This window comes from Sphingobacterium sp. NGMCC 1.201703 (assembly GCF_047784615.1).
Classification (GTDB): Bacteria; Bacteroidota; Bacteroidia; order Sphingobacteriales; family Sphingobacteriaceae; genus Sphingobacterium.
This window is the reverse complement of the sequence record NZ_JBLOHD010000007.1, coordinates 379,461-393,744: the sequence shown is the minus strand read 5'-3', so window position 1 is coordinate 393,744 and position 14,284 is coordinate 379,461. Positions and strand designations below refer to the sequence as shown.

The 14,284-nt window shown below is 39.9% G+C and carries 13 protein-coding genes; 9 read left to right on the top strand and 4 right to left on the bottom strand.

Going from position 1 to position 14,284, the window contains the following annotated elements:
• Positions 1 to 65: 65 nt before the first annotated feature.
• The 6 genes from ACK8HY_RS17140 to rodA all read left to right on the top strand — a co-directional run bounded on the left by ACK8HY_RS17140 (position 66) and on the right by rodA (position 7,556).
• Positions 66 to 1,373 carry an NAD(P)/FAD-dependent oxidoreductase gene (locus ACK8HY_RS17140; RefSeq protein WP_077437416.1) on the top strand — a complete coding sequence of 436 codons (1,308 nt, stop codon included), beginning with the start codon at positions 66 to 68 and terminating at the stop codon, positions 1,371 to 1,373.
• A 446-nt stretch (positions 1,374 to 1,819) separates the two neighbouring features.
• Positions 1,820 to 2,842, top strand: coding sequence for a rod shape-determining protein (locus ACK8HY_RS17135; RefSeq protein ID WP_077437417.1), 1,023 nt, complete (start codon positions 1,820 to 1,822; stop codon positions 2,840 to 2,842).
• A 92-nt stretch (positions 2,843 to 2,934) separates the two neighbouring features.
• Positions 2,935 to 3,777 carry a rod shape-determining protein MreC gene (gene mreC / locus ACK8HY_RS17130; protein ID WP_077437418.1) on the top strand — a complete coding sequence of 281 codons (843 nt, stop codon included), beginning with the start codon at positions 2,935 to 2,937 and terminating at the stop codon, positions 3,775 to 3,777.
• 43 nt (positions 3,778 to 3,820) lie between these two features.
• Positions 3,821 to 4,288, top strand: coding sequence for a rod shape-determining protein MreD (locus ACK8HY_RS17125; RefSeq protein ID WP_223585203.1), 468 nt, complete (start codon positions 3,821 to 3,823; stop codon positions 4,286 to 4,288).
• 27 nt (positions 4,289 to 4,315) lie between these two features.
• A complete protein-coding gene (mrdA, locus tag ACK8HY_RS17120) occupies positions 4,316 to 6,298 on the top strand; it encodes a penicillin-binding protein 2 (protein ID WP_416134306.1) in 1,983 nt (660 codons plus the stop codon).
• Positions 6,291 to 7,556, top strand: a complete 1,266-nt coding sequence (gene rodA, locus ACK8HY_RS17115) for a rod shape-determining protein RodA (RefSeq protein WP_416134305.1) — start codon at positions 6,291 to 6,293, stop codon at positions 7,554 to 7,556. Before mrdA ends, rodA begins: the two co-directional genes overlap by 8 nt.
• Before the next feature lie 26 nt (positions 7,557 to 7,582).
• Here the strand turns inward: rodA and ACK8HY_RS17110 are convergent, their stop codons facing one another.
• From ACK8HY_RS17110 to ACK8HY_RS17095, 4 genes are read right to left on the bottom strand one after another with little or no spacing between them, the layout of a single operon-like run.
• A complete protein-coding gene (locus ACK8HY_RS17110) occupies positions 7,583 to 8,437 on the bottom strand; it encodes a nucleoside phosphorylase (protein WP_416134304.1) in 855 nt (284 codons plus the stop codon).
• Entirely contained in the window at positions 8,434 to 9,051 is a 618-nt protein-coding gene (locus ACK8HY_RS17105; RefSeq protein WP_077437423.1) for an IMPACT family protein, read from the bottom strand. The genes ACK8HY_RS17110 and ACK8HY_RS17105 overlap by 4 nt, the downstream gene beginning before the upstream one ends.
• A complete protein-coding gene (locus ACK8HY_RS17100; RefSeq protein WP_416134303.1) occupies positions 9,048 to 9,920 on the bottom strand; it encodes an EamA family transporter in 873 nt (290 codons plus the stop codon). The genes ACK8HY_RS17105 and ACK8HY_RS17100 overlap by 4 nt, the downstream gene beginning before the upstream one ends.
• A 39-nt stretch (positions 9,921 to 9,959) precedes the next feature.
• Positions 9,960 to 10,436: a thermonuclease family protein gene (locus ACK8HY_RS17095; RefSeq protein ID WP_077437747.1), complete on the bottom strand. Its 477-nt coding sequence runs from the start codon at positions 10,434 to 10,436 to the stop codon at positions 9,960 to 9,962.
• Positions 10,437 to 10,979: 543 nt separating this feature from the next.
• Between ACK8HY_RS17095 and ACK8HY_RS17090 the strand changes: the two genes are divergently transcribed.
• The 3 genes from ACK8HY_RS17090 (at position 10,980) to aroA (ending at position 14,282) form a co-directional block, all read left to right on the top strand.
• The gene (locus ACK8HY_RS17090) at positions 10,980 to 11,804 is read left to right on the top strand and encodes a prephenate dehydratase (RefSeq protein WP_077437425.1); all 825 of its coding nucleotides are present in this window, start codon (positions 10,980 to 10,982) and stop codon (positions 11,802 to 11,804) included.
• A 115-nt stretch (positions 11,805 to 11,919) separates the two neighbouring features.
• Complete coding sequence (locus ACK8HY_RS17085; protein WP_121126455.1) at positions 11,920 to 13,032, top strand: chorismate mutase; 1,113 nt, start codon at positions 11,920 to 11,922, stop codon at positions 13,030 to 13,032.
• Positions 13,032 to 14,282: a 3-phosphoshikimate 1-carboxyvinyltransferase gene (gene aroA, locus ACK8HY_RS17080; RefSeq protein WP_416134302.1), complete on the top strand. Its 1,251-nt coding sequence runs from the start codon at positions 13,032 to 13,034 to the stop codon at positions 14,280 to 14,282. Before ACK8HY_RS17085 ends, aroA begins: the two co-directional genes overlap by 1 nt.
• Positions 14,283 to 14,284: the final 2 nt, after the last annotated feature.

Here is a 14,284-nt window from a genome sequence, read left to right as displayed (position 1 = left end):
TCAAAATTTAAGATATTTGCAGCTTAATTCGATTGTACGAATTTTTACAACAAACTATTAAAAATATGCCAAGCAATAGTTCAAATAGAAAATTCCCAAGAGTAATCATTATTGGTGCTGGATTTGGAGGAATTGAAGTTGCTAAAAAGCTTAAAAATAAGGAAGTTGAAGTTCTCTTATTAGATAGAAACAACTTTCACACCTTTCAACCACTCATGTACCAAGTTGCTACCGGTACGCTTTCGGCGGACTCTATTTCCTTCCCTGTCCGTAAAATGTTCAAAAATCAGGATAACTTCCATTTTCGACTTGCCGATGTAAAAAGCATCGACAACGAGGCCAAAATAGTTAAAACTGATATTGGAGATTTTGACTACGATTATTTGGTTGTTGCCACTGGTGCCACGACAAATTTCTTTGGCAATCAGCAGATCACAAAATATGCCTTGCCAATGAAAAACATCCAGGAGGCACTCAATATACGAAGTTATGTTCTTCAAAACCTTGAAGAAGCCGTAATGATACCGAATCCCGAAGATCGTAAGCCACACCTGAACTTTGTGATCGTTGGAGGTGGTCCTACTGGAGTAGAACTTTCTGGTGCTATTGCAGAAATCAAAAATAACGTGCTGGAAAAAGACTATCCTGAATTGAAGAAATCAGAGATGTCTGTATACCTGGTAGAAGGCTTACCAAAGGTTCTGGCCAACCTATCAGAGAAAGCATCAAAAAATTCCGAGAAGTATTTAAAAGATTTGGGTGTTGAAGTACTATTGAATGTACAGGTAACCGGATATGATGGTAAATCGATCACCTTCGCCGATGGCAGAAGCATAGAAACCAAAACGGTAATCTGGGGCGCAGGTGTCGCAGGTCAATATCCGGATGGATTCAAAAAAGAAGTTATCCAGCGCGGTAACCGTATACAAACGGATGATCAATGTCGTGTCATCGACATGCCTGGTGTCTACGCGATTGGCGACGTATCTGCCTTTATTACAGATGATTTACCTCGTGGTTTACCCGGAGTTGCTCCAGTAGCACAACAACAAGGAGGTTATGTTGCCAAACACATCCTTCAAACGATGTCTAACCAGCCTACCGAAAAATTCAGCTATTTTGACAAGGGCTCAATGGCTACGGTAGGACGTAATAAAGCCGTCGTTGACATGGGCAAAATTCACTTCAGTGGTTTCTTCGGATGGATGACCTGGATGTTTGTTCACCTGATGTCTATTTATGGGTTTAGAAATAAGTTGATCACATTTGTCAACTGGTCGCTGAAGTTTTTTACCAAAAACAGTGGTGTTCGTTTAATTTTCCATAAATATGACGAGCCTAAGCCCGAAGAACAAACAACAACTGCTCAATAGAATTGATAACAAATAATTTAAGTGAAACAAGGAAGCCTGTTTCTTCAATCAAAAAAAGAATGCCGTTATTTTAGTATATAACGGCATTCTTTTTTTCCTGCCAACCTAAAACCACGTGGAATCAAGTTCTAAAAAATTCTCTGGCATAACATCCTCCCCATCCTTTATAAAATTATCGAAACTACAATTTCATTCTTATCAGCCCTTCTACGTATAAAAAAGATCTCAAAAGCAATTTTTTAACACCTACTTGGTATTGTATCCAATAAAAAATAAGTTGCTGCTGGACGTAACAATTGCAGATTATATTCGTTAAATTTAAAGACAGTTTTTTCCAGATAGAATTTACTTGCAGAATATAGTTTTTTTTGATGTAGAACCTCAAAAAGATTAATTTTTTTTGTGTAGGTTTGCATATTATTTTAAAATAGCTTAAGGATTAGCAAATGGGCTTATTTAATTGGTTTACGCAAGAAGTTGCGATTGACTTGGGTACTGCGAACACCCTGATAATTCATAATGACAAAGTAGTAGTGGATGAGCCTTCTATTGTTGCATTTGACCGCACCACAAACAAAGTGATTGCTATTGGTCGTCAGGCCATGCAAATGGAAGGTAAAACACACGATAATATAAAAACAGTACGACCTTTACGTGATGGTGTAATTGCTGATTTTACAGCGGCTGAACACCTGATCAGAGGGATGGTAAAATTGGTCAACAATGGTAAAAGTTGGTTTTTCCCATCCTTGCGCATGGTTGTGTGTATTCCGTCAGGCATCACCGAGGTGGAGAAGAGAGCGGTGCGCGATTCTGCAGAAATTGCAGGCGCGAAAGAAGTTTATCTGATCCATGAACCCATGGCTGCTGCCGTAGGTATCGGTATCGATGTGGAAGAGCCAATGGGTAACATGATTATTGATATTGGTGGTGGTACGACAGAAATTGCCGTTATCGCATTATCTGGTATCGTATGTGACCAGTCTATTCGTGTAGCGGGTGACAATTTTGACTCTGATATTGTTCAATACATCCGTAGACAGCATAATATCATGATCGGTGAACGTACAGCGGAGAAGATTAAGATTGAGGTAGGTGCTGCACTTCCTGAATTACAGGAGCCACCGGCAGATTTTGCGGTACAGGGCCGTGACCTGATGACGGGTATTCCTAAACAGATTACTGTTTCTTATACCGAAATCGCCCATTGTCTGGATAAATCAATTTCCAAAATCGAAGAAGCAATCCTAAAAGCGCTTGAAATCACGCCGCCTGAACTTTCGGCTGATATCTATCAAACCGGTATCTATCTGACTGGTGGTGGCGCCTTGTTACGTGGTTTGGACCGTCGTATTCAGGCAAAAACAAAACTTCCGGTGCACATTGCCGAGGATCCTCTTCGTGCTGTTGTTAGAGGTACTGGTATCGCGCTTAAAAACATTGGTCGATTCAAATTCTTGATGCAATAATTAGCGTTCGATAATTAACAAGATTTTATTAAAGAGCGATATAATATGCAAAATTATTATATCGCTTGCTTATTAAATACCCACAATAAAAGATGAGAAACCTTTGGTTATTCCTGAGACGATATAATGCATTCTTTTGGTTTATCCTATTTTTTGGATTCTCGTTATTTTTGGTCATTACGAATAACTCATTTCAACGCAACTCGGTCCTAAATTCTTCCAATAGCGTAATCGGAAGTCTCTATGCAAAAGTCAACTCCTGGAAAAGCTACTTACATCTCGGGGAGACAAATGATGCTCTAGCTAAAGAGAATGCGCAATTACGGAAAGACCTTCAATCCTATAAGTCAACAGATAGTATCAAGATCGGCCCCGTACCGGCCATCGACAGCAGCGAATTCGGACGTTACCAATTTCTTATTGCGAATGTAATCAACAATAGCATCCATCAAAAAGCGAATACGATCACATTGGATAAAGGCAGTAAAGACGGTATTGAAAAAGGAATGGGCGTCATCGCTCCAAATGGAGTTGTGGGTATTGTATTGAATGTATCACCTAATTTTTCTACTGTACAATCCTTATTACACCCCGACACACGTATATCTGTAACTTTGGGCCGCAGTGAAGTCTTTGGCTCATTGGTCTGGGGCAACAACATTGATTATCGGGCTGCAACAGTTAAGGAAATTCCGAATCATATCAAAGTAAATAAAGGCGACAAAGTCTATACCTCAGGATATTCGGGACATTTTCCAAAAGGCATTTTTGTAGGAACAGTGATTCAAACCGGTATCTCCTCGGGTGACGCGTTCCTTGATCTGCGCATTCTTTTAAGTACCAATTTCTCTAATCTACAACATGTATACGTCGTAAAGGATTTATTAAGTAATGAATTAAAAACATTGGAGGAATCGACAAAGGACAATGGCTAGGATTTTAATATTTAATTTTATTCGATTTATCGTCTTGATTGGAATGCAGGTATTTTTGTTCCAAAATATTGGCTATTACAATTTGGTTGCAGCGTTCCCCTATATTTTATTTATCTTTTTGCTCCCGACCGGAACACCTAATTTTTTGGTTTACCTAATCGCTTTTCTAACAGGACTGACCGTTGATTCTTTTTACGATACACTTGGGGTCAATACTGCTGCTTGTGTTGCATTAGCCGCCTTCCGTATTTTCTTTATGAAGATCACACTCGAAGTTGAGGAACGGGATTCTTTTCTTACACCAATGCTAGGATTGATGAATGTGAGATGGTTTTTTTCCTATATCTTTTTTGGCACGTTGATTCATCATACATTCCTATATCTACTGGAATCTTTCTCCTTCCAACATATTCAATACACACTGCTCAGTATTGTTTTAAGTTGTATATTTACGGTAATTATCATGCTGTTGTTTAGCATATTATTCTACAAAAAGAAAGATCGGTTGTAGTAGATCGGTGGATAGAAATTTATTTCTATGAATAGTTTTTTTGCTCGCAAGTACGTCGTTTCCGGAATTTTTGTTGCCATAGTTTTGACTTTGGTTGCCCGCTTATTTTATTTACAGATCATCGACGATTCCTATATACATTCAGCCAATAGCAATGTCATGCGCAAGGTCATTGTCTACCCTGCAAGGGGTGTTATTTTGGACCGAAAGGGAAAAGTATTGGTACAAAATGAGCCGGTTTATGATCTGATGGTCACACCGCGCGAAGTCAAAGAGATTGACACGGCCTTATTTTGTAAATTAATTGACATTGACAAAGAAGGTTTTATTAAACGCATGGCTAAAGCCCGTGCACATTCTCCGTATAGGGCATCGATTTTTGAGAAACAATTATCCGTCCGAACTTGGGCGCAATATCAGGAATATCAATATCAGTTTCGTGGATTTTATGTACAAAAGCGAACAATCAGAAGCTATCCCGATAGTATCGCGGCCCAATTCTTAGGTTATGTCAGTGAGGTAAACGACAAAGATATCGAACGATCCAATGGGTTTTATCGAAGCGGTGATTATATCGGAAGAAGTGGAGTCGAACGTTCCTATGAAGATCTCATTCGCGGTAAAAGAGGCGTTAATAATTTAATGGTGGATGCACTGAATCGTCCAAAGGGTATATTTATGGAAGGCAAGTACGACACCCTTGCCGTTGCTGGAGAGGGACTGGTCTCTTCCTTAGATAAGGATCTTCAAATATTAGGGGAAAACCTCATGAAAAATAAGCTAGGTTCTATTGTTGCCATTGAACCGGCAACGGGAGAAATATTAGCCTATGTAAGCAGCCCGAGCTACAACCCCAATCTTATGGTAGGTCGCCAAGTCGGCAATAATTACATGAAGTTGCTGAACGATGAGACCAAACCACTTTTCAATCGTCCTATTCAAGCATCATACCCCCCGGGATCTGTCTTTAAGGTTGTTTCAGCCCTTACAGCACAACAAGCTGGTGTCATTGACCGAAATACCGTATTTTTCTGTCCACATGGTTATAGCTATGGTGGCGGACGTGGCTGGATGGGATGTACCCACTACCACGGTTCTACCACATTACAGCGTTCTGTAGCAGTTTCCTGTAATACCTATTATGGATTTACCTATGCCAAAATGATTGATGGACGTGGCCTCTCAGGACCAAAAGCCTACGACTTATGGCGCAATGCAACCACAAAGTTCGGAATCGGTCACAAATTGGGTATAGACCTGCCTGGAGAAAAACCAGGATTATTGCCTACCTCGGAATTTTATACAAAACGATATGGTAATGACAAATGGCGTTCAAGTTTCAATATCTCCTTATCCATTGGTCAGGGAGAGATGGGGATAACACCATTACAAATGGCCAATATCATGGCTATTGTAGCCAATAAAGGTTTTTATTATAGACCGCATCTCATCAAAGGAATCGGAGCTCAAAAAATCGCCAAAAAGGAATTTACAGAAAAGATCAGTGCTGGCGTAGATGAAAAATATTATCCTGTAGTCATTCAGGGAATGAGCGATGCCGTGAATACACCCGAAGGAACTGCTTGGGCAAATCGTATTCCCGGTATTGAAATGTGTGGAAAGACAGGTACAGCCCAAAACCCGCACGGAGAAAATCACGCCGTATTTTTTGCTTTTGCCCCAAGAGAAAACCCGAAAATTGCAATTGCTGTATTTGTGGAAAATGCAGGTTATGGTGGTACATGGGCCGGGCCAATAGCCAGTATGATGGTCGAGAAATATCTTAAGGATACCATTACAACCCCAAAATATATTCAGGATCGGATCTATAAAGCGAACTTTCTCCCTGCACCAAAGAAAGTAATAGATCCCAAAACTAAAGAGGTCAAGAAAGCGGATTCGATCAAATCAAAAACAGACACTGTTAAATCAAAACGACAATTGGCTGCATTGGTAAAACCAAAAGAAACAATTGTTCACCATAGTGAGGTAAAAAGAAGATATGAATAATCAAAAAAATAGTTTCTTTGGAAAAATAGATTGGTTAACAATCATACTCTGGCTCTCACTCTGTCTGATCGGTCTGTTCAATATCCGTGCTGCCGTATTTAATCCGGAAATGCCCAGTTTTTTTACCTTAGGCACCAACTATGGAAAACAGTCTTTGTATCTGATTTCGGCAATTATACTAGGCATATCCATTTTGATTATAGATGCCAAATTTTTCAGTTCCGCTTCACCGATATTCTATGGAATAACAGCGATCCTGCTTGTTATTGTTTTGGTTGTCGGGCGAAATGTAGGCGGAAATCAGGCCTGGATTGATTTGGGATTTTTCAGGCTACAGCCTTCTGAGTTTGCCAAGCTATCCACCTGCTTGTTGCTGGCCAACTTTCTTAGTGCCCAGAGCAATAAAGCTCCTACCATGCAGACCCTGGCCATGGGCGCAGGTATTGTTCTATTCCCTGTATTCCTGGTGATGCTGCAGCCTGACACCGGTTCTGCATTGGCTTTCTTTTCCCTGATTTTTGTTTTTTATCGTGAGGGTTATGTAAACAACGAATTATTGATATTCGGTGGTCTCTGTATCTTACTTTTCGTCTTAGCGCTGTTATTCAATCCATGGATTCTTATTTTAGTCCTAGCGGCTATTATTGGATTTTTTATGTGGAGCTTCCGAAAAAAGAGAAAATATATCATTAATCTAAGTATCCTTTTTGCGGCCTGTTCTGCATTTATATTATGCGTAGACTTGGTTTACGACCATGTGCTGCAACCGCATCAACGGGATCGGATTGATATTATTCTGGGTAAAACACAAGATCTTAAAGATAAGGGATATAATCTAAACCAGTCTAAAATTGCTATTGGATCCGGGCAATTCTGGGGGAAGGGATATCTGCAGGGAACCCAGACAAAATATAACTTTGTCCCCGAACAGAGTACAGACTTTATTTTCTGTACAGTGGGAGAAGAATGGGGCTTTGTCGGTTCGGTAACTTTGCTCGCTATTTATCTGACGCTACTCCTGCGTATCATTCACATAGCAGAACGACAGCGCTCAGCTTTCGCCAGGATATATGCTTATGGCGTGGCTTCCATTTTGTTTTTTCACCTATTTATCAATATTGGAATGACCATAGGTATTGTTCCCGTTATTGGAATTCCATTGCCCTTTGTCAGCTATGGTGGATCTTCACTTTGGAGTTTCACGATACTACTCTTTATTATGCTCAAATTTGACTCCAATAGAAAAGGAGTTGTTTAATGCATATTGGTACCGGGGAGATTTTTCTAAATTCTTTCCAGCACCAGTTGAATAGCTTTTTCCACGACTGCTTCAGGATTCGGTGAAAATTTCCCCGCTACCCTACTCGCTAAAATGGCATTTATGGATAAGGCCTGGTGGCCAAACATTTTCGCCAAAGCATAGATACCCGCTGTTTCCATTTCCAGATTGGTCAACCGCAAATTGTCACATCGAAATGAATTTATCAGGGGAATCAAATCCGGAATCGTATTATCTGACCGCAGACAACGCCCTTGTGGTGCGTAGAATCCCGGTGCCGTCAAGGTCATCCCTTTGGGTAAATCAAATGCAATGCGGTCTAATAGACGCTCGCCAGCCTGTGCTACATAGGGTCTTAAACTCAATTGCGGAAAATACCGAATTAACGCCTGCTGGATATTCAGTTCAATCTCATCGTCAGGTTTTTGATAGAACTGCATCAGCGCATCAAAACCGACCCCATATTCCGAGGCCAATATAGTTCCCATTTCGACATCGGTCTGTACAGCACCGGAAGTACCGATACGCACGATATCCAAAGAGGTCAGCTCGCTTTTTACTTCCTTATGCTGAAAATCGATATTCACCAATGCATCCAGTTCATTCAACACAATATCAATATTATCTGTACCTATCCCTGTAGAGATCACGCTTAGCCGTTTAGTACCAATATATCCTGTATGGGTGACAAACTCACGCTTCCCTTTTTTGAGTTCGATACGGTCAAAATATTTCGACACCTTGGCGACACGATCCGGATCTCCTACCGTAATAATCGTATCGGCTAAATCCTCTGGCAATAAATTCAAATGATAAATACTTCCATCTGAATTTAAAATGAGTTCTGAATTGTTTATCATATCGTTCTTAAATAATTCAATTGACAACCTTCAATTTTTGAGAAACGTTCTACGACACGGTTTACCTGCATTTTACGCACCTCAAATTCCAGATAACAATTATTATCAAATTCCTGCTTTTCGATTTCCAGTCCTTCTTCCTTAATAATACGCATAACATCATTCATATTTAGATAGTCAAAAGTCAACCCATAGCTATCGTTAACTGTACGTTCGATGATCTGAGCTTGGTCCAATGCATCCTGTGTAGCCGATTTATAAGCATTAATCAAGCCCGGTACCCCCAGCAAGGTCCCGCCGAAATAACGGACAACAACGACGATTATATTGGTAATGTCTGCCGAAAGCAAAGCATTTAAAATAGGACGCCCCGCGGTGCCAGAGGGTTCACCATCATCGTTTATCCGAAATACATTTCGATCCGGAGTCAGCCGATAAGCCCAGCAGTGGTGTCTTGCTTTCGGATGTAGGGATTTCACCTCCTGTAGAACATCTTTTAATTTCTCCTCAGATTTAAAAGGAAATGCATAGGCAATAAATTTGCTCCCTTTATCTCTAAAAATTCCCTCATAGTTTGCATCGATCGTTCGATAAGTATCTTCAAATAAACTCACTGATATGCGATAATTAAAACTGAAACAATAGAAAGGACTATCCCCAGGTAATTCAACCATGAGAGTCTTTCTTTAAAAAATAATACACCCACCAAAGCGCCCAACGAGATAACACCAATATTCATTCCAGTAAATACGACGGAAGGGTTCTCGGGTAATGCCCGATGAGCTTTCATATAAAATAATATATTACAAAAATTGAAAGCGCCTAAAATCAGGCCATAGACGACAGCTTTACCTGAAAAGTTCTGCTTTTCAACAAAGATAAAATAGCCTAGTAAAGCAAATGCAATCAGCATGGCCATAACAAAGATTATAAACATCGAACTGACATAAGGTATCGTCACATGCAATGCCACCTGTTTAAAAAGGATATCAATAATCCCCATGCCAATAAAAACAAGCAATGGATAGAGACTATTTTTATAGCCTGTGTTTGACAGGGTTACTGTAGGGAGAGATTTTCGCCAACCGATGGAACATATTATCGCCAATAGACCTACCACTATTCCCAATAGTTTATTTCCCTGTAGCTTTTCGTGGAATAAAAAAAACGCCGCCAGCAAGGGAATAAATAAAGACAGTCGTTGGGCTACCTCCGTTTTTACCAAACCGCTATAACGGATAGATAATGCAATAAATACAAACATCCCCGGTAATAGTACGGCCAGAGCCAAATACAGCGGGAATGGTAAGGCATCCCAGCTTATTTCTTTTACTTCGGGCCGTAACATAAAGTAGGTCAAAGCAACCGCCATAGGATAATTCCAGACAATCACTTGTTTTGTTTCTACTCCATGCTGTTTTGCCATTTTTAACAATACAGCTACAGTGACACTACAGATAACACTTATAAGGACATAAATCATTGTTCTATTTATTACTAAATTAGTTCCAAAGCCCACAAATTACTTCCAAAGGCCACGCTTTGCCTGACGGGCCTGTCGTTCTAATTTTACAAAAAAATCAGCATACTGAACATTTGGGGCCAAGGTGTAGGTCATCGCATAGCCCTGCTCAATCAGCTCCGCGTTAACAAATTTCTCCCTAAGATACACATAAGCAAGAAGTCTTCCATAACGATCCTTTTTACCAACATCAAAGACTAGCTTTACATTTTTTCCAGTCAACATAGCTTGTAGGTATTCCTTTGCCTCCAGGCCATAGTAACCAACTTCCTTTCGTGCCGTTCTCCTTGTTTCGGGAGCATCAATCCCAATCAAGCGTACCCGCTCGCCTTTTTTACTACCATTTTCAATCACAAAGGTGTCTCCATCTATTACCCGCCGTACTTTTACATACCGTTCCTCCCCTTTATAAGAAAAACCTAAAAACAAGAAACAGATGATAATGGTACTCACCAAAAAATTAAATCGCTTTAGCATAAAAATCAAATTTGCGCAAAGGTAATAAAATACTTTTTCAGCAAACAGTGTATAAAACACAGCATATTTCAACAAAAAAAATCACTATTTCCAACATAAAAAACACCTAAAAAAACAGCCATTTTCAATATGTTTTTTATGTTAAAAAATCATTAAAAAAATAGATTCGTAAAAGACAATAAAAACCATAAAACTCTACACAAAAGAATATTACAAAAATAAAATCTTTAATAAAAGCTGCAAAAAGCACTTATTTTTGTCATAAAAAAATCAATAAAAACACAGAAAAAAAAACACTTATTATTGATAGATTTTTTATAAAAAAAATTATTTTTTCTTTGATATTTAAAAAACATTCGTACATTTGAAATGTCAAACAACACAAGGATGAACAGATCATATACATATTTCTATTTTAACTTCTTTTATTTTAAAAATAAGAGCCGGGATTAGATTGTGTATACATTAAAATATAACAAGAAAGAGTCCCGGTTTAGATCATCGGGACTCTTTCTTGTTTAAAGGCAAAATAGCAACAAAAAAATGAGTTTAAAAATTGCGATACAAGGAGCAAAAGCTTCATTTCACGAGGAAGCAGCATTTAAATATTTTGGACGCGAAGTCGAGATTGTTGAATGCGATTCATTCAAAAAAACCTGTGAATTGCTTAAGCAAAGAAAAGTAGATTACATTGTTATGGCGATCGAAAATTCGATTGCGGGTAGCCTACTACCAAACTATAATCTGCTTCGGGATTATAAATTTCATATCACAGGAGAAGTCTATCTCAACATTCAGCAGAATCTGATGGTATTGCCGGGTGTTAAACTGAAAGACATCAAACATATCGAATCACATCCGATCGCCATCCGCCAATGCGAGGAATTTCTTTCAGAACTGGAAGGTGTACGTATTACCGAAGGGTCAGACACAGCAGCCACAGCAAAGATGATTGCTGAACGGAAATTGACTGATACAGCTGCTATTGCAGGTACTTTAGCCGCCGAAATTTATGGGCTTGAGATTCTAGAGAAAAGAATCGAAACTAATAAAAAGAATGCAACACGTTTTCTGGTTCTATCGAATGAGGTGGTTGAACACAAAAATGCGAATAAAGCATCTTTATCGTTTCAAACGGGAAATACAGTTGGTTCCTTAGCGACAATTTTACAGTGTTTTGCTGAGCAAAATATCAACTTGAGCAAGATTCAGTCTATGCCTGTTATCGGAAAACGCAACGAATATGACTTTTTCGTTGATGTTGAATGGAAAAAACAATCAGACTATGAGGCTGCGATCCGAAAAGTACTCAAACATAGTATCAATTTCAATATTATGGGCGAATACATCAAAAACGAGAAACTATAATCAACAATTTAATAATTAAAAAAATCAACTTATCCTGAATCTGTTGGAGCTATAAAGACTTACAAAACAAGCATAACGGCTTAGCAGACTCAAATACCTTTAAAAATTTATTCCGATGAAAAATACATTAGAAATCACTCCTTTGAAATCATGGTTGGATACTGGAGACAAACCTTTAATTATCGCAGGCCCTTGTAGCGCAGAAACAGAAGAACAATTGGTATCTACAGCACACCTATTGGCAAACACTGGAAAAGTAAATATTTTACGTGCAGGAATCTGGAAACCACGTACTCGTCCAGGCGAATTTGAAGGTATCGGTTCCATTGGTTTGGAGTGGTTGAAGAGAGCGAAAGAAGAGACAGGTTTATTGACAGCTACAGAGGTTGCGACAGCAAAACACGTCGAAGAAGCTTTGGCAGCTGGTGTTGATGTACTTTGGGTAGGTGCACGTTCCACTGCAAACCCATTCACCGTACAAGAAATCGCTGATGCACTACAGGGAGTAGATGTACCAGTGTTCGTAAAAAACCCTGTTAACCCTGATTTATCGTTATGGATCGGTGCTTTGGAGCGTATCAATCGTGCTGGCATCAAAAAATTAGGTGCTATCCACCGTGGATTCTCTTCTTACGAGAAAACAGCATTCCGCAATGAGCCGATGTGGGATTTAGCTATCCAGTTAAAAACTGCTTGTCCTAATTTGCCGATCATCAATGACCCTAGCCACATCTGTGGTAACCGCGAATTATTACCGTACATCGCCCAAAAAGCTATGGATATGGATATGCAAGGTTTGATCATCGAATCACATATTGATCCTTCTGTTGCATGGACTGATGCCAAACAACAAGTTACGCCAGCAGCCCTAGCAGAGTTGATCAATCATTTGACATTGCGTAAAGCTGATTCTAACAACCCTTCATTCGAGGACAAATTAGCCGAATTGCGTAGCAACATTGACAAATTGGACGATTTAATTATCCAAAAAATCGGTGAGCGTATGAAAATTGCAGAGAAAATCGGTGAATACAAACGCGACAACAATGTAACCATCCTACAGGTAAACCGTTGGGATGAGATTGTTCAAAAACGCACAAAACTTGCTGAAGCGCTTTCTTTGGGCAGTGAATTTGCAACAAAATTCCTAGAATTAATTCACAACGAATCTATCCGTAAACAGAATGCGGTCATGAATTCACAGGAACAACCAACAGCAGAAGCATAATGAATCAACAAGTCATCAAGCTGACGCACCCATCAAAAAAAATAAAAGGCACGGTTCAACTGACAGGATCAAAATCCGAGAGCAACCGTGCTCTTATTATCCGCTCGTTGAGCAAGGGGCAGGTTGATATCGCTAATCTTTCTGAAGCCGCTGATACCGTTACGTTAAACCGTGTCTTACAGATCGCATCAGATCCTCAACCTGGCTACAACACGATTGACATCGGCCCTGCGGGTACAGCAATGCGCTTTTTAACGGCCTACCTCAACCTTGTTCAAGGAAACTTTATCCTTACGGGGACCGAACGCATGCAACAACGGCCAATCGGTATATTAGTTGATGCCATGAAGGAAATCGGAGCCGACATTCATTATGAAAAAAAAGCAGGCTATCCGCCCCTAAAAATAGAAGGCGGCATATTTCAAGGAAAGGACCGTGTCCGGATAAAAGGAAATATCAGTAGCCAATATATCTCTGCGCTGCTATTAATTGCTCCCGCATTGAAAAAAGGGCTTACATTGGAAATCGAGGGTGAACTGACCTCCAGGCCCTATGTATCCATGACCCTCGATATGCTAAAAAGCGTCGGCATACAGCATGAGTGGACAGCGAATGAAATACATATTGCCCCACAGACTTTTTCAAAAAGCACGATCTACGTGGAGCCAGATTGGAGCGCAGCTTCTTACTGGTACGCTATTGTAGCACTGGCAGAAGACGGCGCATCTATCGTCTTGCCTGGGCTTAAAAAAGACAGTCTGCAAGGAGATATTGCAATTGTCGATATCATGACCCATTTTGGCGTGCTATCCAGTTTTGAAGCCGATGGCTTGCATCTCCATAAAACAGCAATAGATTCGGAAAAAACGTTATTTGATTTCAAAGAATGCCCCGATCTCGCACAGACTGTCGTCGTCGTCGCTGCAGCTTTAGGTCGTGACGTTTCTTTTACAGGTCTTGAGACATTAAAAATCAAAGAAACGGACCGAATCGCAGCTCTCCAGACTGAAATAGCTAAATTTGGCGCTGAACTGATCGAAGATAACGAAATCTATCATCTTAAAACAGCAGGGGTATTCCGGCCGGAAGATGTGACCTTTAACACCTATGAGGATCACCGTATGGCAATGGCATTTGCACCCCTGGCATTGGTTTTTGACCAGATCAATATAGCGGAGCCAATGGTTGTAGAAAAATCATATCCTGATTTCTGGAAACATCTGCAGGCCCAATCTTTTAGCATTGACTAATA

Coding starts and splice junctions, on each gene's coding strand:
- ACK8HY_RS17140 (WP_077437416.1), top strand. CDS start 66: ATGCCAAGCAATAGTTCAAATAGAAAATTCCCAAGAGTAATCATTATT.
- ACK8HY_RS17135 (WP_077437417.1), top strand. CDS start 1,820: ATGGGCTTATTTAATTGGTTTACGCAAGAAGTTGCGATTGACTTGGGT.
- mreC (WP_077437418.1), top strand. CDS start 2,935: ATGAGAAACCTTTGGTTATTCCTGAGACGATATAATGCATTCTTTTGG.
- ACK8HY_RS17125 (WP_223585203.1), top strand. CDS start 3,821: ATGCAGGTATTTTTGTTCCAAAATATTGGCTATTACAATTTGGTTGCA.
- mrdA (WP_416134306.1), top strand. CDS start 4,316: ATGAATAGTTTTTTTGCTCGCAAGTACGTCGTTTCCGGAATTTTTGTT.
- rodA (WP_416134305.1), top strand. CDS start 6,291: ATGAATAATCAAAAAAATAGTTTCTTTGGAAAAATAGATTGGTTAACA.
- ACK8HY_RS17110 (WP_416134304.1), bottom strand. CDS start 8,437: ATGATAAACAATTCAGAACTCATTTTAAATTCAGATGGAAGTATTTAT.
- ACK8HY_RS17100 (WP_416134303.1), bottom strand. CDS start 9,920: ATGATTTATGTCCTTATAAGTGTTATCTGTAGTGTCACTGTAGCTGTA.
- ACK8HY_RS17095 (WP_077437747.1), bottom strand. CDS start 10,436: ATGCTAAAGCGATTTAATTTTTTGGTGAGTACCATTATCATCTGTTTC.
- ACK8HY_RS17090 (WP_077437425.1), top strand. CDS start 10,980: ATGAGTTTAAAAATTGCGATACAAGGAGCAAAAGCTTCATTTCACGAG.
- ACK8HY_RS17085 (WP_121126455.1), top strand. CDS start 11,920: ATGAAAAATACATTAGAAATCACTCCTTTGAAATCATGGTTGGATACT.
- aroA (WP_416134302.1), top strand. CDS start 13,032: ATGAATCAACAAGTCATCAAGCTGACGCACCCATCAAAAAAAATAAAA.